Source organism: Sphaerisporangium siamense (genome assembly GCF_014205275.1).
Lineage (GTDB): Bacteria > Actinomycetota > Actinomycetes > Streptosporangiales > Streptosporangiaceae > Sphaerisporangium > Sphaerisporangium siamense.
Genome location: NZ_JACHND010000001.1, coordinates 2052126 through 2074244 on the forward strand (window position 1 = coordinate 2052126; position 22119 = coordinate 2074244).

Genomic DNA, 22119 nt, shown 5'->3' on the forward strand with positions numbered 1-22119 from the left:
ACACGAGACGAGCGCAGACGTCGGCGGTGACCGAGATCAGGCAGCGTGACGAGGCGGAAGAGGCCGCGGAGGAGGAGATCCCCGTGGCCGAGGTTCCCGTGAGCTCGCACGACAGGGAGAACGACGGGGAAAGCACCCCCGCCCCCGCCGGGGACTCGCCGGCGGCCGGAACCCGGCCGTCCTCGCAGACCGGCGACGGCGGACGCGACGGGCTCGTGCTCGTCGTCGAGCCCCTGCTGCCGCAGCGCATCCGCCGCCCGTCGGACGCCCTGCGCTTCATCGCCACGCTGGCCGCCCTGGCCGCGGTGATCCTGCTCGCGCTCGTCGCCAAGCAGACGCTCAACGGGCTCGAAAGAGACGTCTCCGACGGCACCAACCGGGCCCCGGACCTGCTGATCGGCGTGGCCGCCTTCATCGCCGGCACCGCGGTGCTCGCCGTCCCCGCCGCGTACGCCGTCGAGCGGGTCTTCCACCGTGACGGCCTGCGCGTCGCCGAGGGCCTGATCGCCGCCATCATCGGCATGCTCGCCTCCTTCGTGCTCGGCGAGTGGCTGGCCGTCGCCGGGCCCGGCGACCTGCGTCAGCTCCTCACCGGCGGCCGCCAGGTCGAGCCGATCAACACCCTGCTCACCTCCGTCGTCGCCTACGTCACCGCCGTGCGCATATCCCGCCGCCCCACCTGGCGCGCGGTGATGTGGATGGCCATAGCCCTGGACGTCTTCGCCCTGTTCACCGGCGCCGAGGCCACCGCGCTCGGCGTCTTCGTCACCTACCTGCTGGGCCTGGCCGTCGGGTACGCCACGCTGTACGTCATCGGCAGCCCGAACACCCGCCCGCCCGGCAGCACGGTCGCCGGCTCGCTGCGCAAGCTCGGCTTCGTCCCCGCCAGGGCCCGCCGCGTCCAGGACGACGCCCAGGGAAGCCGCCGCTACGCCGTCACCCTGGCCGACGACCGCCTGATCGACGTCACCGTCCTCGACCGCGACCGGCAGGTCTCCGGCGTCATCTACCGCATGTGGCGGCGCTTCCGGCTCAACTCCGAGACCCGCCGCCGCGCCATCCGCTCCCTGCGCGCCGAGCTGGAGCGCGAGGCCCTCATGGCCTACGCCGCCCAGGCCGCCGGGGTCAACACCCCGCGCCTGCTCGGCACCAGCGAGATCGGCACCGACGCCGCCCTGCTCGCCTACGAGCACCTGGAGACCCGCGCGCTGGAGGACGTCGCCGACGAGGAGCTCACCGACGAGGTCCTGCTCAAGATCTGGAAGCAGGTCGAGCTGCTCCAGGCGCAGCGGCTCGCCCACCGCCGTCTCACCGGCGACAGCATCCACCTCCACGGCGACGACGTGGTGCTCATGGACGCCCGCAGCGGCGAGATCGCCGCCGGCGACCTGCTGCTGCGCCTGGACGTCGCCCAGTTACTCACCTACCTCGCACTGCGGGTCGGCGCCGAACGGTCGGTCCTGGCCGCGTCCGAGGTCATGCCCAAGCAGGCCCTGGCGGGCGCGCTGCCGCTCCTGCAGCGCATCGCGCTCGTGCGCAGCACCCGCAGCGAGGTCAGCAAGCAGAAGGAAGTGCTGCCCGGCCTGCGCGAGCACATCGTCGCCCTGACCCCGCAGGTCGAGGTCGAGGAGGTGCGGCTGGAGCGCTTCCGCCCCCGCACCGTCGTGACGATCATCGCCAGCGCCCTGGCCGCGTACTTCCTGCTCTCCCAGCTCAGCCGGGTCAACCTCGTCGAGGTCGTCACCTCGGCCAAGTGGAGCTGGGGCGGCGTCGCCCTGGCCGCCGCCGGGCTCAGCTACGTCGCCGCCGCGCTCATGCTGCGCGGCTTCGTCCCCGAGACCCTGCCGCTGGGACGGACGGTCCTGGCGCAGTTCGCGGGCTCGTTCGTCAAGCTCGTCGCGCCCGCGGCCGTCAGCGGCGTGGCCATCAACACCCGCTTCCTGCAGAAGCGCGGCATCGCGCCGGGCCTCGCCGTCGCCAGCGTGGGCGCGTCCCAGCTCGTCGGCCTGGCCTTCCACATCGTGCTGCTCCTGCTGTTCGGGTACGTCACCGGCACCAAGGCCGCCCCCTCGGTCAGCCCGTCGCGGGGCATCGTCATCGGCCTGCTCTCCGCCGGGGTGCTGGTGCTGCTCGTCCTGGCCGTCCCGCAGTTGCGCCGCCTGGTCGTCAGCCGCGTGCGGCCGCTGTTCTCCGGCGTCATCCCGAGGCTGCTGGACGTCCTGCAGTCGCCCCGCAAGATCCTCGAAGGCGTCAGTGGCACGCTGGTGCTCACCCTGGCGTTCATCGTCTGCCTGGACGCCTGCGTGCGGGCGTTCGGCGGGTCGCTCAGCTTCACGTCCGTGGCCGTGGTGTTCCTCGCCGGCAACGCCATCGGCTCCGCCGCGCCCACCCCCGGAGGGCTGGGCGCGGTCGAAGGGGCCCTGTCGCTCGGCCTGACGCTGTCCGGCCTGCCCGGGCCGGTCGCCACCTCGGCCGTCCTGCTGTTCCGGCTGCTGACCTTCTGGCTGCCGGTCCTGCCCGGGTGGGCGTCGTTCGCCTGGCTGCAGCGGCACAACGCCCTCTAGCGTCTAGACGATCCTGTCGCCCGGCTCGGCGATCTGCTTCTCGATGGCGGCCAGCTCGTCGGCCGAGAACTCCAGGTCGTCCACCGCCCCGATGTTGTCCTCAAGCTGCGCGACGCCGCTCGCGCCGATCAGCACCGAGGTGACGCGCGCGTCGCGCAGCACCCACGCGAGCGCCATCTGGGCGAGCGACTGCCCCCGCCCGGCGGCGATCTCGTTCAGCGCGCGGACGCGGCGCAGCACGTCGTCGGTGAGGTGGCTCGGCCGCAGGAACCGCTCCTGCGAGGCCCGCGACCCCTCGGGGATGCCGTGGAGGTACCTGTCGGTGAGCATGCCCTGCTGGAGCGGCGAGTACGGGATGCAGCCCACTCCTTCGGCCTCCAGCGTGTCCAGCAGGCCGTTCTCGACGTGGCGGTCGAACATCGAGTAGTTCGGCTGATGGATCAGCAGCGGCGTGCCCATCCGCCTGAGTATCCGCGCCGCCTCGGCCGTCTGCTCGGGCGTGTAGTTGGAGATCCCCGCGTACAGCGCGCGGCCCGAGCGGACCGCCGTGTCCAGCGCCCCCATGGTCTCCTCCAGAGGAGTCTCGGGGTCGGGGCGGTGGCTGTAGAAGATGTCGACGTAGTCCAGGCCCATGCGCGCGAGCGACTGGTCCAGGCTCGCCAGCACGTACTTGCGCGAACCCCACTCGCCGTAGGGGCCGGGCCACATGTCGTACCCGGCCTTGGTCGAGATGATCAGCTCGTCGCGGTACGGCCGGAAGTCCTCGGCGAAGATCCGGCCGAAGTTGCGCTCCGCCGACCCGGGCGGCGGGCCGTAGTTGTTGGCCAGGTCGAAGTGCGTCACGCCGAGGTCGAAGGCCCTGCGCAGGATCTCCCGCTGCGTGCCGACCGGTCTGTCGTCCCCGAAGTTGTGCCACAGCCCGAGCGAAACCGCGGGCAGCTTCAAGCCGCTCCTGCCGGACCGGTTGTACGGCTGCCGGCCGTAGCGATCGTCCGATGCCGTGTACGTCACCGCTTCTCCTCAGTGTCCACTTTCGCCTCCGCGGCGTTCACCCGGTCGAGGATCCACGACAAGGTGAACGCCTCCTCGCGCCAGGCGTCGTAGCGTCCGCTCCTGCCCCCGTGGCCCGCGCCCATCTCCGTCTTCAGCAGGAACGGCCCGCCGGCGGCGGTGGCCCGGAGCCGGGCCACCCACTTGGCGGGCTCGTGGTAGAGGACGCGGGTGTCGTTGAGGCTGGTGATGGCGAGAATGGGAGGGTATGTCCGGTCGACGATGTTCTCATACGGCGTGTACGACTTCATGTACGCGTAGACGTTCGGATTGTGCAGCGGATCGCCCCACTCGTCCCACTCGATGACCGTGAGCGGCAGCGACGGATCGAGGATCGTGTTCAGCGCGTCCACGAACGGCACCTCGGCCACCACACCGGAGAACTCCTCGGGCGCCAGGTTCACCGCCGCCCCCATCAGCAGCCCCCCGGCCGAGCCGCCGCGCGCGACGATCTCGCTCGACCAGCCGGAACTCTTCAGATGCCGCGCCACCGCGACGAAGTCGCCGAACGAGTTCCTCTTGTTGGTGAGCCGGCCCTCCTCGTACCACCGGCGCCCCATCTCGCCCCCGCCCCTGACGTGGGCGACCGCGAACACCAGGCCGCGGTCCAGCAGGCTCAGCCGCGCCACCGAGAACGACGGGTCGATCGAGGTCTCGTAGCTGCCGTAGCCGTACAGCACCGTCGGCGCCGGACGGGACGTCCCCTTCCTCGACACGATCGACACCGGCACCCGCGTGCCGTCGTCCGCCACCGCCCACTCGCGGAACTGCTCGTAGTCCTCCGGGTCGTACCCGCCGAGCACCGGGCGCCGCTTCAGCAGGATCAGCTCACGCGAGGCGAGGTCGTAGTCGTACACCGACGGCGGCGTCACCATCGAGGTGTACGCCAGCCGCAGCCTGCGGCTGTGGAACTCGGGGTTCCCCGCGGGCTCGGCGGTGTGGATCGGCTCGGGGAAGGGGATCTCGTACGGCTCGCCGTCCTCGGGCAGCACCCGGATGCCCGTGAGGCCGTCCTTGCGGAAGTGCACCACCACGTGGTCGGAGAACGCGTCCACGTCCAGCAACCGGGTGTCCTCCCGGTGCTCGACCAGCGGCGTCCACGTGCCCGGATCGTCGATGGGCGCGGACGCGATCTCGAAGTTGCGGGCATGCCGGTTGTGCAGGATCAGGAAACGGTCGCCCGCGTGGTCGATCGAGTACTCCACACCGGTCTCGCGCGGGCGCACCACCGCGAACTCGCCGGTGGGGTAGTCGGCGTCGAGGACCCGCACCTCACTGGTGATCTTGCTGCCCGCGCTCAGCACGATGTAGCGCTCGCTGCGCGTGAGGCCGACGCCGATCCAGAACCGCTCGTCCGGCTCCTCGTAGACCAGCACGTCCTCCTCGGCCGCCGTCCCGATGATGTGGCGGAACAGGCGGTACGGACGCCAGGCGTCGTCCACGATCGTGTAGAAGAACGCCGAGCCGTCGGCGGACCAGGAGCCGCCGTAGAAGATGTTCGGGATCTCGTCGAGGAGCGCCTCCCCGGTGTCCAGCCGCTTGAACCGCAGCGTGAAGCGCTCGTTGCCGTTGAAGTCCGTCGAGTAGGCCAGCACGGCGCCGTCCGGGCTGACCGCCGAGGTGCCCATCGCGAAGAACGGGCTGTCGCCGGCCAGCTCGTTGCCGTCCAGCAGGACCTCCTCGCCGGCGAGCGGCTCGCCGGCCTTGAGCTCCGGCGGGGTGTCCCCGGTGGCCCGCACACGGCACTGAATGCCGTACTGCTTGCCCTCCTCGGTCCGCGAGTAGTACCACCAGCCGCCCTTGCGGGTCGGGACGGAGAGGTCGGTCTCCAGGGTGCGGCTCTTGATCTCCTGGAAGACGGCTTCCTGCAGGTCCTTGAGATGCCCGGTCTGGTCCTGGGTGAAGGCGTTCTCGGCCTCCAGGTAGGCGACCGTGTCGGGATCTTCCTTGTCCGCCAGCCATGCGTAGTCGTCGATCACGGTGTCGCCGTGATGGGTCCGCTCGGCCGGAACCTTCTTCGCCACGGGAGGCGTGTCGCTGCTCACGTGGCCGAGTCTAGGCCGCGCCCCCGTTCCCAACTGGCCTGACGTGGATCGCGGTGCCGCCGGGCCTCCGAAGGTGCCCCCGGCGACGGAAAAGCATTCGTGGGGCGGGTGTTGCCGAGTGTGCGTCGGCGCTCTCAGCGACTGCTAATCTTTTGTTGTCGGCATCGCCCGGACACAAACCCCGCTCACCGCTCCTGGTGGAGTGTTGCGCGGGTTGGGGTCAGGTGTGGTGCCGGTACTCCTCGTTAAAAGATCTACCTGGTCTCGTTTGCCTAGTGCGGTGAGGTTGGGTAAGTTAGAGGGGTTGCCCTGGAGACGGGGTGTGGGTCTTGGCGCTGGTCAAGCGCTTGGCTGCTGGTGCGGGTGCCGGTAACGGCCCGGTTTGCCGGTGGTCAGGTTGGTTGATAGCGTCGGGATCACCGCAAAACGAGATGGAAGCCCCGGAGTTCGGGTCCTGGTCGCAGGGTTCGGGTGATGGTGTACGCGTCCGTTTCTTGAGAACTCAACAGTGTGTTAAAAGCCAGTGCATGAATCATGCATGATCCTCCGTCTGCCATGCCCGGTTGGGTGTGGTGGTGGATGGTTCCTTTGGTTGACGCCTGCCTTGTGTGGTGGGTGTCTGCCGGGATTTTTTCCAGACATTGTTTGGAGAGTTTGATCCTGGCTCAGGACGAACGCTGGCGGCGTGCTTAACACATGCAAGTCGAGCGGAAAGGCCCTTCGGGGTACTCGAGCGGCGAACGGGTGAGTAACACGTGAGTAACCTGCCCTCAACTTCGGGATAAGCCTGGGAAACCGGGTCTAATACCGGATAGGACCTGGTCTGGCATCGGACTTCAGGTGGAAAGTTTTTTCGGTTGGGGATGGGCTCGCGGCCTATCAGCTTGTTGGTGGGGTAGTGGCCTACCAAGGCGACGACGGGTAGCCGGCCTGAGAGGGCGACCGGCCACACTGGGACTGAGACACGGCCCAGACTCCTACGGGAGGCAGCAGTGGGGAATATTGCGCAATGGGCGGAAGCCTGACGCAGCGACGCCGCGTGGGGGATGACGGCCTTCGGGTTGTAAACCTCTTTCAGCAGGGACGAAGTTGACGTGTACCTGCACAAGAAGCGCCGGCTAACTACGTGCCAGCAGCCGCGGTAATACGTAGGGCGCGAGCGTTGTCCGGAATTATTGGGCGTAAAGAGCTCGTAGGTGGCTTGTCGCGTCTGCCGTGAAAGCCCATGGCTTAACTGTGGGTCTGCGGTGGATACGGGCTGGCTAGAGGTAGGTAGGGGCAAGCGGAATTCCTGGTGTAGCGGTGAAATGCGCAGATATCAGGAGGAACACCGGTGGCGAAGGCGGCTTGCTGGGCCTTACCTGACGCTGAGGAGCGAAAGCGTGGGGAGCGAACAGGATTAGATACCCTGGTAGTCCACGCTGTAAACGTTGGGCGCTAGGTGTGGGGTCCTTCCACGGGTCCCGTGCCGTAGCTAACGCATTAAGCGCCCCGCCTGGGGAGTACGGCCGCAAGGCTAAAACTCAAAGGAATTGACGGGGGCCCGCACAAGCGGCGGAGCATGTTGCTTAATTCGACGCAACGCGAAGAACCTTACCAAGGCTTGACATCGCCTGGAAAGCTCTGGAGACAGGGCCCTCCTTTGGACTGGGTGACAGGTGGTGCATGGCTGTCGTCAGCTCGTGTCGTGAGATGTTGGGTTAAGTCCCGCAACGAGCGCAACCCTTGTTCCATGTTGCCAGCGCGCCCTTCGGGGTGGCGGGGACTCATGGGAGACTGCCGGGGTCAACTCGGAGGAAGGTGGGGATGACGTCAAGTCATCATGCCCCTTATGTCTTGGGCTGCAAACATGCTACAATGGTCGGTACAGAGGGTTGCGAGGCCGTGAGGCGGAGCGAATCCCTAAAAGCCGATCTCAGTTCGGATTGGGGTCTGCAACTCGACCCCATGAAGTCGGAGTCGCTAGTAATCGCAGATCAGCAATGCTGCGGTGAATACGTTCCCGGGCCTTGTACACACCGCCCGTCACGTCACGAAAGTCGGCAACACCCGAAGCCCGTGGCCCAACCCGCAAGGGGGGGAGCGGTCGAAGGTGGGGCTGGCGATTGGGACGAAGTCGTAACAAGGTAGCCGTACCGGAAGGTGCGGCTGGATCACCTCCTTTCTAAGGAGCACCGGCCCGGCTCGATGCGCCCAGCGCATCACCACCGGGTCCATGGCTGCGGTCACAGGCGAACGTCCTGTGCGTGGCCGGCTCATTAGTGGAGCACTGGCTATTCGGTCGGGTCCAGCTGGTCTGGGTCTGCTAGTACTGCCACCCTCTCGCCTGGCGAGGGGAGCTGGTTCAGGAACGCGGGCCTGGCGGGTGGGCCGGGCCGGGCACACTGTTGGGTCCTGAGGAAACGGACCTGCTTGCGGGTGGCTGAGGCCGCTGTGGCGGCCCTTGGGGTCGCGGTAGCGGTCTCGCCGCATGCGAGAGCTGGTTGTTCCTCGTTGTCGGGACCGGTCTTCTGTCATACCGGCTCACGCTTCCGGTGTTGAGCTCTGCTCCTTCTGTTGTGGGGGGTTGGGCTGCTGGGTGTGGTGGGTGTTTGGTGGCGGGTTGGGCTGGTGGTCTCGTTTGTTGTTTGTGAATTGCATAGTGGACGCGAGCATCTTTGTGGCCAAGTTTTTTAGGGCACACGGTGGATGCCTTGGCATCAGGAGCCGATGAAGGACGTGGGAGGCTGCGTTAAGCCTCGGGGAGTCGCCAACCAGACGTTGATCCGGGGATGTCCGAATGGGGAAACCTGGCACCAGTCATGTGGTGTCGCCGCCGTCTGAATGTATAGGGCGGTTGGTGGTAACGCGGGGAAGTGAAACATCTCAGTACCCGTAGGAAGAGAAAACAAAATGTGATTCCGTGAGTAGTGGTGAGCGAAAGCGGATGAGGCTAAACCATGCGCGTGTGATAGCCGGCAGGTGTTGCGTGTGTGGGGTTGTGGGACCTTCGTGGGAGGGCTGCCGTTCTCCCGAGGAGTGATAAACCGTTGCGATAGCCGAAGCCTCTGGGAAGGGGCGCCGTAGACCGTGAGAGCCGGGTAGGTGAAATCGTGTCGGCTTCTTGAGGGGATCCCAAGTAGCACGGGGCCCGAGAAATCCTGTGTGAATCTGCCAGGACCACCTGGTAAGCCTGAATACTCCCTGATGACCGATAGTGCACGAGTACCGTGAGGGAAAGGTGAAAAGCACCCCGGTGAGGGGTCGTGAAATAGTACCTGAAACCGTGTGCCTACAAGCCGTAGGAGCGTAACCGTCCTTCGGGATGGTTGTGATGTGACTGCGTGCCTTTTGAAGAATGAGCCTGCGAGTCATGGTGTGTGGCGAGGTTAACCCGTGTGGGGGAGCCGTAGCGAAAGCGAGTCTGAATAGGGCGTTTGTAGTCGCATGCTGTGGACCCGAAGCGGAGTGATCTACGCATGGGCAGGTTGAAGCGCGGGTAAGACCGTGTGGAGGACCGAACCCACCAGGGTTGAAAACCTGGGGGATGATCTGTGTGTAGGGGTGAAAGGCCAATCAAACTCCGTGATAGCTGGTTCTCCCCGAAATGCATTTAGGTGCAGCGTTGCGTGTTTCTTGCCGGAGGTAGAGCACTGGATGGCTGATGGGCCTTACCGGGTTACTGACGTCAGCCAAACTCCGAATGCCGGTAAGTGAGAGCGTGGCAGTGAGACTGCGGGGGATAAGCTCCGTGGTCGAGAGGGAAACAGCCCAGACCACCGACTAAGGCCCCTAAGGGTGTGCTAAGTGGGAAAGGATGTGGAGTCGCAGTGACAACCAGGAGGTTGGCTTAGAAGCAGCCACCCTTGAAAGAGTGCGTAATAGCTCACTGGTCAAGTGATTCCGCGCCGACAATGTAGCGGGGCTCAAGTACGCCGCCGAAGTCGTGGCACTCACACGTGTAGCCCGGTGCGGCTTTGTCGCATCCAGGTGTGTGGGTGGGTAGGGGAGCGTCGTGCAGCCGGTGAAGCGGTGGGGTGACCCAATCGTGGAGGCTGTGCGAGTGAGAATGCAGGCATGAGTAGCGAATCAGAAGTGAGAAACTTCTGCGCCGGATGACCAAGGGTTCCTGGGCTAGGTTAATCCGCCCAGGGTAAGTCGGGACCTAAGGCGAGGCCGACAGGCGTAGTCGATGGACAACGGGTTGATATTCCCGTACCCGCGGGCACGCGCCCATATCGAATCCAGTGATACTAAGGGTCCTTAACCCCTCACGCCCTTCGGGGTGTGGGTGAGGGTGAACGCCTGGCCTGATCTGGTAGTAGGTAAGCGATGGGGTGACGCAGGAGGGTAGCCCATCCCAGGCGATGGTTGTTCCTGGGGTAAGCATGTAGGGAGGAGCGTAGGCAAATCCGCGCTCTATTATCCTGAGATGTGATGCCGAGCCGATTGTGGTGAAGTGGGTGATCCCATGCTGCCGAGAAAAGCCTCTAGTGAGTGTGCCGGCGGCCCGTACCCTAAACCGACTCAGGTGGTCAGGTAGAGAATACCGAGGCGATCGGGTGAACTGTGGTTAAGGAACTCGGCAAATTGCCCCCGTAACTTCGGGAGAAGGGGGGCCTTCGCTGGTGATGGACCGTGCGTCCGGAGCTGGTGGGGGTCGCAGTGGCCAGGGGGAAGCGACTGTTTACTAAAAACACAGGTCCGTGCGAAGTCGTAAGACGATGTATACGGACTGACGCCTGCCCGGTGCCGGAACGTTAAGGGGACCGCTTAGCTTGTGGTAACGCAGGCGAAGGTGAGAACTTAAGCGCCGGTAAACGGCGGTGGTAACTATAACCATCCTAAGGTAGCGAAATTCCTTGTCGGGTAAGTTCCGACCTGCACGAATGGCGTAACGACTTCCCCGCTGTCTCAACCGCAGACCCGGCGAAATTGCACTACGAGTAAAGATGCTCGTTACGCGCAGCAGGACGGAAAGACCCCGGGACCTTCACTACAGCTTGACATTGGTGTTTGGGACGGCTTGTGTAGGATAGGTGGGAGACGGTGAAGCTGTCACGCTAGTGGTGGTGGAGTCATTGGTGAAATACCACTCTGGTCGTTTTGGATGTCTAACCCGCGCCCGTGGATCCGGGTGGGGGACAGTGTCTGGTGGGTAGTTTAACTGGGGCGGTTGCCTCCTAAAGGGTAACGGAGGCGCCCAAAGGTTCCCTCAGCCTGGTTGGCAATCAGGTGGCGAGTGTAAGTGCACAAGGGAGCTTGACTGTGAGACCGACGGGTCGAGCAGGAGCGAAAGCTGGGACTAGTGATCCGGCGGTGGCTTGTGGAAGCGCCGTCGCTCAACGGCTAAAAGGTACCCCGGGGATAACAGGCTGATCTTCCCCAAGAGTCCATATCGACGGGATGGTTTGGCACCTCGATGTCGGCTCGTCGCATCCTGGGGCTGGAGTAGGTCCCAAGGGTTGGGCTGTTCGCCCATTAAAGCGGTACGCGAGCTGGGTTTAGAACGTCGCGAGACAGTTCGGTCCCTATCCGCTGCGCGCGCAGGAGACTTGAAGGGGGCTGTCCCTAGTACGAGAGGACCGGGACGGACGAACCTCTGGTGTGCCAGTTGTTCTGCCAAGGGCATGGCTGGTTGGCTACGTTCGGGAGGGATAACCGCTGAAGGCATCTAAGCGGGAAGCCTGCCTTGAGATGAGGTCTCCCACCCCTGTGAGGGGGGTAAGGCTCCCAGGTGACGACTGGGTTGATAGGCCGGGTGTGGAAGCATCGTAAGGTGTGGAGCTGACCGGTACTAATAGGCCGAGGACTTGACCACAAAGCAACAACACCCGCTGCTGTGCGGGTGGTGCTCGCGTCCACTGTGTGATCTCAGAGACATCAAACCTGAGACCCACACCAACCAACAGGCATCGTACAGGTGTGTTGGTGGGTGGTGTGCTCGGTTGGTTGTTTCACGGGGTTACGGCGGTTTTAGCGGAAGGGAAACACCCGGTTACATTCCGAACCCGGAAGTTAAGCTTTCCAGCGCCGATGGTACTGCACCGGGGACGGTGTGGGAGAGTAGGACACCGCCGGACAATCTTTTGTAGTGAATGCAGGGTAGGGCCATCCAGGAGCTTCATGCTCCACGGGGTGGCCCTTCCTGCATTTCCGGGACTTTTTCGCCCGTATACCCGCGTGCCCGGGGGTGTCTCCAGGGCTTTCGTGTGCTCCAGGACTTTTCCATTCGGGCGTCGGTCCCTGTCACGAACTCCGGAACCTCTCCCCTTCGCCGCGTCCGGGACCTCTCCTGCGCCACGCGGGACTTCGTTGAAGGCGCCACGCCGGCGGGACGCAGGCCGGTCAATCCCGGCGCCTACTACGGCGGCCTGCCAACCCGTGCCCGCGACGACCGCCGACCTGTCACGAAAGCGAGAACGCCGAGGCACGCCGCAGAATGGACCTCACCTCCGGCTCGGACAGTGCTTCCCTCGGGCGCTGACACGCGCTTCCTCTCGCGCCGCGTACTGCGGGAGGACCGGCTGGGCGCCGTTGCAGGCGCCGGGCTCCGCCGACCTGCACCCCGCCGAGGCGGCGCTGAAGAGAAGCTCGTATCCGGGGGAAGAGCACGGAGACGTTCGGGGGCATGTGCCAGGGGATGGCAGAGGATGTGCCGCTGCCGCAGCAGTGACTGGGTCGCGGTGGACACTCGCGCGTAGACGATCCGCACCGAAGACTCCTCAAGGAAGGACTGAGCTTCTTCTGCCTGTCGGGAAATCCTGTCGTCAATTCCGGCCCGGAATCACCCGCCCGGCACGGTACTCCATCCCTCAATGTCCGGTTTTTCGGGCGATCGAAAGCTGAGCTGTGTGGGGTGTCGGAAAAGACCGTTTGCCGACAGGGATGCGGCTCACATCCCGGTGCGGTGCACCAAGCCGTCCAAGATGAGGGTCAGGCCGGCCTCGAACGCTGACTCGTAGTCGATCACGGGCATGTCCGCTGGTTGATCTGAGCCGTCGCCGGAGCCGGCGTCCGCCTGTTCCTCCAGGACACTGCCGACCGTGAAACGGCTGGCGGCCAGCATCGCCATCTGGGCGTCCCGCTCAGGCACTCCGGAGGTGATCAGGAAGTCCATCTTGCGGCGGATCCGGTCGAGGTCGTTGGCAGGGGTGCTGCCTGCGTGGAGGCGTGCGCCGTCCCGGCGCATCAGCAGGGTGCGCCGGAAGCTTCGCGTGTTGTCCAGGAACCAGTCGCGCCAGTCGTCGTCGGGCGTCGGCAGCGGGGTGGCCGCATGCGGTGCCATCGCCGCCTCCGCCATGGCGGCGAGGAGGTCCTTCTTGGTGCGGAAGTACCAGTAGAGGGCGGGCTGTTCGACGCCCAGCCGCTTCGCCAGCCGCCGCGTACTGACCGTGTCCAGCCCGACCTCGTCGAGTAGGCCGAGCGCTTCGGAGACGACGATCTCACGGTTCACCTTGGTCACGTTGACAAATTTATCACTGATAAATGATCCTGGAGAGGAATCATTCACTGATAGATTTTTGGGGTGATGGGCATGGCCAACGGATCGGGGGCACGCCCCCTGCGGGTCCTTGTCGCCGGCGGCGGGATAGCGGGCCAGGCGCTGGCTTTCTGGCTCACGCGGGGCGGCCACAGGGTGACCGTCGTCGAACGCTTTCCGGCGCTGCGGGCCACCGGGGCGCAGGTCGATCTCCGGGGACAGGGCATCGAGGCCGTCGAGCGGATGGGGCTTCTTGACGCCGTCCGCGGCAAGCTGGTGGACGAGGCGGGTGTCGCCTTCGTCGACGCGCGCGGCAGGGTCAAGGCGACGATCATGGCCAACACCTCCGGCCGTGGCCGGCAGACCCTCACCTCCGAGTACGAGATCATGCGCGGTGACCTGATACGCATCCTGCACGACGCGTCGAAGGACGACACCGAGTACGTCTTCGGCGTGAGCGTGGACGGCTTCGAGCAGGACGAACAGAAGGTCATCGCGCGCTTCTCCGACGGCTCCTCCGGCGAGTTCGACCTCCTGGTCGGCGCGGACGGGCAGGGATCGCGCATCCGGCAGGCGATCCTCCCTGCGGGCTGCGACCCGTACTGGCGGCTCGGCATCCACATGGCCTACTGGTTCATCCCGCGCATCGCGTCCGACAGCAACATCCGGGACACCTACATGGTCCCGGGTGGCCGTCAGGTCATGCGCCGCAGCCACAACCCGACCGAGACGCAGGTGTACTTCGTGATGCGGGAGGAGTCCGCGGAGGCCTCGGCGATCCACCGGGAATCCGTCGAGCGTCAGCGGAAGTTCTGGGCGAGCAGGTTCCGCGACGCTGGCTGGCAGACCGAGCGCTTCATCGACGGCATGCAGACGAGCCCCTTCTTCTACTCCCAGGAGATCGTCCAGGTTCGCACCGACACCTGGTCCAAGGGCCGCGTGGTCCTGGTCGGCGACGCCGCCCACTGTGCCTCCCCTTACAGCGGCATGGGAACCTCCGGCGGCCTGGTCGGCGCCTACGTCCTAGCCAGCGAGATCAACCGGCACCCGGACGATCTGCCGACCGCACTGGCGAACTACGCCAGCGTGCTGCGGCCCTTCGTCGACGAGATCCAGGGCGAGGTGAATCCGCGCCTCCTGCGCCTGGGCATGCCGATGACCCAGCGTGCGATCGACGTCTTCCAAGCCGCCACCGCGCTGGCCTGCTTCCTGCACGTCCCCGATCTCGCCGCGCGCTTTTCGAAGGAGGACCGCGGCGGCAGCTGGCGGCTTTCCGAGAACCCGGCTCCGATCAGCGGCGTCTGAAAGCGGCCGGACATCAGGGGCTGATGACCGTCGTGACCAAGGCTTGGCCTGTGGCGCTGCTGTGAGACAGGGTGGATCCGGCCAGGACGGCGGCGTGGTCGCGGTGGATGCCCTGGATGACGGAGCAACATGATCAAACGGGGAAACACCCCCTATACCCCGGCGCGCACAATTCGTGACGACCGCGAACCGCAACCGTGATCTAGCTCATCGCTACTTTGGGGCTGGGACCACCTTCGGGAGCGGAGAGCCGTGAAGGCAGCGTCCATTACGGCGGCTCACTCACCTCTGCCGGTACCGGCCACCGACCTCTCACCGTCTTCGAGCCGATGTTCCGGGCCATCTGCCACGACAACGAGAGCGCTGTGGCTCGCCGGGGAAGGGTGCTCGCTTCTGGGGCGGGCTGTGTTGTCGGTGGTGACTGGTAGTTGTGTCCTGTGGTTACTGCGGAAGGGGGCTGGGGTGGAGGGGGCGTGGCTTGGGGTGGCGGGTTGTGACGGAGGTGTGGGGGGTTTTCGGGGGAGTTCTGGGCTTACTTTCCACCGCTGGATGGGGTGCAATTCGGTTGCAAGCGGAGTACAGCTGTTGTGGGGGAGAGTGGTCTTGCTGGGGACGATGGGTCAGATGTGGAGGTGACCGGACCAGATGGTCAGGGCCTGGCCGGCGAGGTGGACGCGGTCGCCGTCGACCGTGGTGTGGACCGTGCCGCCTCGGGCAGAGAGCTGGACACCGGTGAGTGAGGCCGAGCCCAGTTTCTCGGTCCAGTAGGGAGCGAGCATGCAGTGGGCCGAGCCGGTTACCGGGTCTTCGGGGATGCCCGCGGCGGGAGCGAAGAAGCGGGAGACGTAGTCCGCGCCGTGGGAGGAGGTGTCATCCGGGCCATGGGAAGGCGAGAAGCTCGATCCGAGGGATGGCGAGAGGTTCGGACCGTTGGAAGGTCGGTAGTCCGGCCCAAGGGACGGTGACAGGTCCGGGCCGTTGGAAGGTCGGTAGTCCGGCCCAAGGGACGGCGAGAGGTTCGGGGTGGCGCTGGCCGGTTCAGGGGTGGCGTCGCTAGGGAGAAGAGTGGTGTTCGGGTGAGTGGCGGCGCGGGCGGTTACGCAGACGGCGCGGGCCGGGAGGGTGGCCAGCGCGTCGAGGTCGGGGTCCAGTGTGCGGACGGCTTCTTCGGAGTCGAGCACCGCCAGCAGGTCGAAGCGGCCCATGCCGACCCACGCCGGGGACGCTCGCAGAGCCTTGACGAGGACCTCGGGGGCCGATATCTCGGCGGGCGGAGAAGCGGGAAAATCCATCGAAATACGCCCGTGATCGAGCTGCCGGGTGGTCAGGATTCCACTCTTCGTAGAAAATTCGATCGAACCGGAGGCCGCGCCGGTCGAATACAGCACATGCGCGGACGCGAGCGTGGCGTGCCCGCACAATGCGACCTCTACCGTGGGAGTGAACCACCGCAGGGACCACGGACGGCCCTCGCCCTGACTCAGCAGGAAGGCCGTCTCGGAGTGGCGCATCTCGCTGGCCAGGGCCTGCATCCACTCGTCGGATCGCGGACTCTCCAGCAGGCAGACTGCCGCCGGGTTACCCTTGAAGGGCCGATCGGTGAACGAATCCACGGTGAAGATACGCATGCCGTCGATCCTATCCGCCCCCAGATAACCGGTCGAAACGGCAGTGAAACCCGTGCAAAATCAAAAGTACATGGGCGTGTCGCACCCTCCCCGGCGACGTGTCCGTTACGGTCATTTGTGTCGGGGCACGGCGAATACGGCCGGTTCTCGCGGAAAGGACAGAGCCGATGGGGGCAGTGCGCAGGGTGGTGAGTTACCTTGGCATGGGCGATGGGGATCAGTACGACGAGCCCTACGACTATGACGAGTACGAGGATGAGCGGATGCCCGCGTCGGAACGGGCCGCCAGGCGCTGGGGGTCGGGTGGGGATCCCGCACGGATCATTATGATCCGCCCGCGGAAGTACTCCGACGCGCTCCTCGTGGGACAGCATTTCCGGGACGGCCAGGCGGTCATCATGGACGTGGCCGGTATGCCCCTGGCCGAGGCCACGCGCATGGTCGACTTCGCGGCCGGTCTGACGTACGGCTGCGACGGACGTATCGAGCGGATCGCCGACAAGGTCTTCCTGTTGGCTCCGGCCGATGTCGAGATCACGACAACCTAGCGCGACGTGTACGTGCGTCGGCCGGGTTGGCCGACGTAGAACGGCGCCGAGGTCGCCGTGCCATGTCCGGCCGGCCCGGCCCTGCGCTGGGAGCGTTGTGTCGACCCAGCCTGGAGCACCGTGTCGACGGGAGAGGCGATACGCGATGTGGGGCGCGGCCTCCTCCAGTGCTTCCTCTCTGGCCTACTCCAGGTGTTCTCTCACTCAGATTCGCGTCCATCCCCGTGCCGCCGCCTGCCTGCGGCACGCTCGTCGGGCTGTCCAGGCTCACGTTTCTGATGCCGTGCGGTGGCATGCGAAGTCGGGCGCATGCCGCCAACGGGGTGGTCGGCGCGTGTGCTGCCTCGATCAGCGGGGCGAGGCCGGGCGCTGGTCGGCGACGGCGGGGCCGCGGCGGAGCAGGCGGGTGATGGACGCGAGGTTCTCGGCGGCGGTCTCGGCCCGCTGCGCCGCTTCGCGCGCGTAGTCGTGTAATGCCCACACGGCCGCCTCGGCGTGCTCGCGGAGGCGGGTGATCTCGTCCTCGGCCCGGCGCGCCTCGGCCTGCTCGCGGGCGTTGACGCGCCACAGAAGGACTCCCACGATGCCGCCGAGCACCAGGGCGGCCACGGCGAACAGTTCCGAGACCGTGAACGCCAGCACGAGCGCCACGATCGGCAGCAGTGCGGGCCCGTACACCAGCCAGCGCGGCGAGCGGCGAGCGGCCTCCGCGGCGCGGATCGCCGACTCCGCGGCGGCGAGGGACGGAAGGTCCGGGCCTTCGGGGCGGAGGATCACGTCGCGGCCGAGGAGGGGGACGGTGATCTCGGAGGGTGGTGCGACGGCGCTCTCCTCGGCCAGCCGTCCGGCCGCGTCGCGGACGACCGGGGCGGCGACGTGGAACGCGATGGCCGCCAGGTAGGGGTCCGCGTCGGGCCGGATGTCGTCGAGGAGGTGGGCGGTCAGGGGCTTGAGCGGCCCCGAGTCGTCCTCCAGGACCAGGGAGCGCAGCACGGTGAGCGGCTCGGCGTCCGCGGACGGGTCGGAGGCGTGGTCCCGCGAGGTGGCGGGGAGGTCAGGACGCGGCGGGTCGTCGGCCGATGGGTTGGCGAGGCTGGAGAGGTCGATACGCCGGGACTTGGGATGGCCTGCGCGCGGTCGTCCGGAGGAGTTCTTCTCGGCTTCGGGAGACGGTGTAAGAGGTCCGGGAGCGTCCCCACTGTGTGAGGAAGTGGCCGTAGGAGCCTCGGAAGGCTCCTCGGGACCTCGGGAAGGGGCCGTGCGGGATCCCGAGGGGGCCGTTTGGAGTCCAGAATCGCCCGCGTGAGAGCCGGAGGAAGCCGTGGGTCCAGCAGGGGCGTCGCGTGGTTCTGACGGTTCCGGGCGCGGGGTGGACGGGGGGTTCCTCGGCGGGCGGGGGGAGGTGATGTCCGTGCACCGGTCGAGCAGGCGGGACAGGCGCGCGGCGGCCTGGACGGGCGCGGCCAGCTCGGGGACGTCGGCGAGGGCGGGGAGCGCGGTCATGGCGGGCGAGGTGTCAGAGGAGGGCTCCTCCGGGGCCAGGACGCGCAGCCACAGGTCGTGGTCGACGGATCCGGAGACGCCGGCGGCGTCGAGCTTGCGGAGCACGAAGATCTTGCCCGCGGGGCCGTACGCGCCTCGCGCGGCGGCGGTCCAGAGGGCACGCTGACCGGGCGTCACAGGACGCTCGGCGGACAGGTCGCCGAAGGCGGTGCCCAGCCAGGACGCGTGGATCCGGTCACCGTGGCCGCTGACGGCGAGGGCGAGGCACAGGAACAGGGCGGTGCCGGCCTCGTCGAGCTGCGCGGCACGGCTCAGCGGCTCCAGGGCGTCCTCCCCGGAGAGGATCAGCAGGAGCGCCTCCACCGCCGGGGCCAGCCACGTGTCGGGAACGCAGAGGACACCCGCCGACGGCCGCGGCGCGGCACCCCCCGCCGCCAGCTCCGCGACCAGCCGCTCGGCATACCGCCGCAACTCCGCAGGCTCCCCAGGATTCGGACAACGCCCCGAATGCGCCGCCGGCCCGCAGGTCAGGGGGCCGGCGGGGTGAGGGGTGTCCGCTGCATGCGTGGGGCCGCCGGGGTTCGGGCGGTCCTCGGGGTGCGCTGACGGCGCATGAGGCACAGGGGCGGCGCCGTGGGAGGTGTCCGCTGATGAACGCGGGGGCTCGCCGGCGCCCGGCTCGGGGTGTGCCGAGAGGGCGGTGGGGTGGGAGGCGTCCGGCGTGGGGTGGCCGGGGTTCGGGCGGTCCTCGGGGTGCGCTGACGGCGCGTGGGGCGCAGGGGTGGTGCCGTGGGAGATGTCTGATGAGTGCGTGGGGTCGCCGGCGTTCGGAGCGGGCTCGGGGTGTGCCGAGGGGACGTCGAGGGGTGGCGGGGGGGTGGCGGCGTCGGCTGTCGGTGCCGGTGCGGCCGTGGGGGTGGGTGGGTTGGTGGGGTCTCCGGGGGTGGAGATGTTGGAGTCTGCGGTCAGGTCCATGCTCAAGGCGGGCAACTCCCCCGAAGGCGTGAGGAAGGCCCCCGGCGGCGAGGGTTCGGCAGGCACTCCCATGACCGCGCCAAGGTTAGTTCTTTGGGCGCCGCGGTGTACGGCGGCACGCCGACGGGGGCCGGATAAGCAGGTCAGGTGGTCACATGCGGTCAGGGACCGGGACACCCAAAAGGTTCAGACCCGACTCCAGCACGCGAAGCGTGAGCGCGCACAGGGCGAGCCGGGAGGCGCGCGTGGCCGGGTCGACGCCGTCCTTCAGGACCGGGCACTTCTCGTAGAAGGTGGTGAAGGCGCTCGCGGTCTCGAACAGGTAGGCGCAGACGCGGTGCGGCTCGGCGGCCCGTGCGGCGGCCTCGACGACCGTCCCGAACCCCAGGAGCTGGAGCGCCAGATCGCGTTCGGCCTGTTCGCCCAGGATGATCGGCCCGGTCACCTCGGCCGGGTCGATGCCGCCCTTGCGGAAGATCGACCGGATTCTGGCCGTGGCGTACTGCATGTACGGGCCGGTGTTGCCGGTGAAGGCGAGCATGCGGTCGAAGTCGAAGATGTACTCGCTGTCGTGGCTGAGCGACAGGTCGGCGTACTTGACCGCGCCCATGCCGACGACGTGGGCGATCTCGGAGCGCGTGGCCTCGTCGTAGTCGCGGTCGGCGATGGCGGCGGAGGCCCGCTCGACGGCTTCCTCGAGGAGGTCGGTGAGCTTGATGCTCTCGCCGCTCCGGGTGCGGAACCGGCGGCCGTCGGAGCCGAGCATCATGCCGATGCGGATGTGCTCGGCGGCGACCTCGTCGGGCAGCCAGCCGGCCTGCCGGGCGGCGGCGAAGACCATCTGGAAGTGGAGGGCCTGCTCGTTGCCGACGACGTAGAGGATGCGGTCGGCCTTGAGGTCGCGCACGCGGTACCGGACGGCGGCGAGGTCGGTGGTGGCGTAGCCGTATCCGCCGTCGCTCTTCCGGATGATGAGCGGCAGGGGCTTGTCGTCGGTGCCGGTGAAGCCGGGTGGGAACACGCACAGTGCGCCCTCGCTGATCACCGCGAGCCCGCTCGACTCCAGATCGTGGCAGACCTCGGCGAGCATGGCGTTGTAGGTGCTCTCGCCGGCGATGTCGGCGTCGGTGAGCGTGACGCCGAGGGTGGCGTAGACCTTGTTGAAGTAGCGGATCGTGGCGTCCATGAACAGGTGCCACAACCGGATCGTCTCCGGGTCTTCGGCCTGGAGGGTGGCGACGCGCCGCCGCGAGCGCTCCTTGAAGGCGGGGTCGGAGTCGAACTTGGCCCGGGCCTCCTGGTAGTACTCGTTGCCCTCGCCGGCCTCCAGCCGCGCGATGGCGTTGGCCTCGCCGATGTCGAGGAGGTGCTCGATGAGCATGCCGAACGGAGTGCCCCAGTCGCCCAGGTGGTTCTGCCGGATGACGCGGTCGCCGAGGTGTTCGAGGAGCCGAACCAGCGAGTCGCCGACGATGGTGGTGCGCAGGTGGCCGACGTGCATCTCTTTGGCGGCGTTGGGCGCGGAGTAGTCGACGATGACGGTCTGCGGGGGCGTGGAGCGGCCGACGCCGCTACGGGGATCCTGCAGGACCTGCTCGGCCTGGGTGGAGATCCACGCGTCGCTCAGCGTGATGTTGAGGAAGCCGGGGCCGCTGACCTCGACCTTGGAGAAGGGATCGTCGGGGCCGCCCGCGCCGAGCGCGGACGCGATGGCCTCGGCGACCTCCCGCGGGGCGCGTCGCAGCCGCTTGGCCAGGCTCAGCGCGACGTTCGCCTGGAAGTCGGCGAACTGGGAGGGCCGGATCAGCGGGTCGGCGCTCACGTGCTCAGGGCCGAAGGCGGTGCCCAGCGCCTGCTGGACCCGCTCGGCGAGCACGAGCTGCGGGTCGGTCATGCCCCAAGGATATCCGCTGATCATATGACCAGGAGCGCATTATCCACAGACATGATCATCGCCGTGGGTCCTGAGGCGCTGCGGCGCCTACCAGCGGCGATGTTTGTGTCCGGCCGCGATGCGTTCGCCGACGTGGGCCACGGTGCCCTGGCGGGCGAGGTTCAGCGCGAGGACGCAGGCGGCCGTGACGCCCTTGGCCGTCGAGGCGCCGTGCGCGATGACCACGGTGCCGTTGAGCCCGAGCAGGACCGCCCCGCCGTACACCTCGGGGTCCAGGCGCTTGCGCAGGTCGCGAAGCCGCCGCCGTTGCAGCGCCGCCGCGAGCCGCGCGACGTGCCCGCCTTCGAGGGTCTCGCGCAGCTCGCTGAAGGCGTACCGGACGGCGCCCTCCATGGTCTTGAGGGCGATGTTGCCGGTGAAGCCGTCGGTGACGATGACGTCCACGACGCCGTTCAGCAGGTCGTGGCCCTCGACGTTGCCGGTGAAGTTGAGGGAGGGCACGGCGGCGGCGAGCAGCTCGTGGGCGCGCTTGGTGAGCTTGTTGCCCTTCTCGGCCTCCCCGCCGATCGTGAGCAGCCCGACGCGCGGCGCGGCCAGGTCGAGCGCGGTCTCGGCGTAGGCGGCGCCGAGGTGCGCGAACTGGACGAGTGTCTCCGGCTTGACGTCGGCGGTGGCGCCGGCGTCCAGAAGGACGGTGGGGTGGGGCCTGGTGGGGAGGGGGACGGCGATGGCGGGCCGTAGCACGCCCTGCTGGGCTCTCAGCCTGAGCTTGCCGGTGGCCACGACCCCGGCCGTGGACCCGGCGGACACGACCGCCGAGGCGTCGCCGCGCCGTACGAGGTGGCAGGCGACGGCGATGCTGGAGCGGGGACGGCGCAGGCTGGCGAGGGCGCCCTCGTCCATGGCGATGGCCTCTTCCGCGCGCACGATCGGGATCTCTCCGACGGCGTCGTGGACCGCGAGGGCCTCCGACACCGTCCGGGGGGATCCGACGAGCACGACGGGCACCCCGTGGTCCCGCACGGCCGCCACGGCTCCCGCCACGATCTCGCCGGGGGCGTTGTCGCCTCCCATGGCGTCCAGTGCTATCGGCGGAATGCCGTCCAAGCGGTCACCTCGTACGGAATCAGTGTGTGTCCCGCATC

At 67.3% G+C, this 22119-nt stretch carries 10 protein-coding genes and 3 rRNA genes; 6 read left to right on the forward strand and 7 right to left on the reverse strand.

The window, feature by feature from the left end:
• Window positions 1–26 precede the first annotated feature (26 nt).
• Window positions 27–2564 carry a lysylphosphatidylglycerol synthase transmembrane domain-containing protein gene (locus BJ982_RS09730; protein WP_239123435.1) on the forward strand — a complete coding sequence of 846 codons (2538 nt, stop codon included), beginning with the start codon at window positions 27–29 and terminating at the stop codon, window positions 2562–2564.
• A gap of 3 nt (window positions 2565–2567) precedes the next feature.
• On the opposite strand, the gene mgrA is transcribed toward BJ982_RS09730, so the two are convergent.
• Both mgrA and BJ982_RS09740 read right to left on the reverse strand, forming a co-directional pair.
• The gene (gene mgrA, locus BJ982_RS09735; protein WP_184878600.1) at window positions 2568–3575 is read right to left on the reverse strand and encodes an L-glyceraldehyde 3-phosphate reductase; all 1008 of its coding nucleotides are present in this window, start codon (window positions 3573–3575) and stop codon (window positions 2568–2570) included.
• Entirely contained in the window at window positions 3572–5659 is a 2088-nt protein-coding gene (locus tag BJ982_RS09740) for a S9 family peptidase (protein ID WP_184878602.1), read from the reverse strand. Before BJ982_RS09740 ends, mgrA begins: the two co-directional genes overlap by 4 nt.
• Before the next feature lie 642 nt (window positions 5660–6301).
• Here BJ982_RS09740 and BJ982_RS09745 point away from each other — a divergent pair.
• The 3 genes from BJ982_RS09745 (at window position 6302) to rrf (ending at window position 11721) form a co-directional block, all read left to right on the forward strand.
• Window positions 6302–7823 (forward strand): 16S ribosomal RNA (locus tag BJ982_RS09745).
• 497 nt (window positions 7824–8320) lie between these two features.
• A 23S ribosomal RNA gene (locus BJ982_RS09750) occupies window positions 8321–11459 on the forward strand.
• Window positions 11460–11604: 145 nt separating this feature from the next.
• A 5S ribosomal RNA gene (gene rrf / locus BJ982_RS09755) occupies window positions 11605–11721 on the forward strand.
• Together the 16S, 23S and 5S rRNA genes form the textbook arrangement of a ribosomal RNA operon.
• A gap of 812 nt (window positions 11722–12533) precedes the next feature.
• On the opposite strand, the gene BJ982_RS09760 is transcribed toward rrf, so the two are convergent.
• Window positions 12534–13103 (reverse strand): TetR/AcrR family transcriptional regulator C-terminal domain-containing protein, encoded by a 570-nt coding sequence (locus BJ982_RS09760; RefSeq protein ID WP_184878604.1) that lies wholly within the window; start codon window positions 13101–13103, stop codon window positions 12534–12536.
• Between the two features lie 72 nt (window positions 13104–13175).
• Between BJ982_RS09760 and BJ982_RS09765 the strand changes: the two genes are divergently transcribed.
• Complete coding sequence (locus tag BJ982_RS09765; RefSeq protein ID WP_184878606.1) at window positions 13176–14426, forward strand: FAD-dependent monooxygenase; 1251 nt, start codon at window positions 13176–13178, stop codon at window positions 14424–14426.
• Window positions 14427–15046: 620 nt separating this feature from the next.
• On the opposite strand, the gene BJ982_RS39155 is transcribed toward BJ982_RS09765, so the two are convergent.
• The gene (locus tag BJ982_RS39155) at window positions 15047–16054 is read right to left on the reverse strand and encodes a PhzF family protein (RefSeq protein WP_239123556.1); all 1008 of its coding nucleotides are present in this window, start codon (window positions 16052–16054) and stop codon (window positions 15047–15049) included.
• Window positions 16055–16221: 167 nt separating this feature from the next.
• Here BJ982_RS39155 and BJ982_RS09775 point away from each other — a divergent pair, with 167 nt between their 5' ends.
• Window positions 16222–16602 (forward strand): cell division protein SepF, encoded by a 381-nt coding sequence (locus BJ982_RS09775; protein WP_184878608.1) that lies wholly within the window; start codon window positions 16222–16224, stop codon window positions 16600–16602.
• A gap of 348 nt (window positions 16603–16950) precedes the next feature.
• Here BJ982_RS09775 and BJ982_RS09780 read toward each other — a convergent pair whose 3' ends face one another.
• The 3 genes from BJ982_RS09780 to plsX form a co-directional block, all read right to left on the reverse strand.
• Window positions 16951–18576, reverse strand: coding sequence for a hypothetical protein (locus BJ982_RS09780; RefSeq protein ID WP_184878610.1), 1626 nt, complete (start codon window positions 18574–18576; stop codon window positions 16951–16953).
• Between the two features lie 655 nt (window positions 18577–19231).
• Window positions 19232–20974 (reverse strand): arginine--tRNA ligase, encoded by a 1743-nt coding sequence (gene argS, locus BJ982_RS09785; protein WP_184878612.1) that lies wholly within the window; start codon window positions 20972–20974, stop codon window positions 19232–19234.
• Between the two features lie 87 nt (window positions 20975–21061).
• Window positions 21062–22048, reverse strand: a complete 987-nt coding sequence (gene plsX / locus BJ982_RS09790) for a phosphate acyltransferase PlsX (RefSeq protein ID WP_184888616.1) — start codon at window positions 22046–22048, stop codon at window positions 21062–21064.
• Between the last annotated feature and the right edge of the window lie 71 nt (window positions 22049–22119).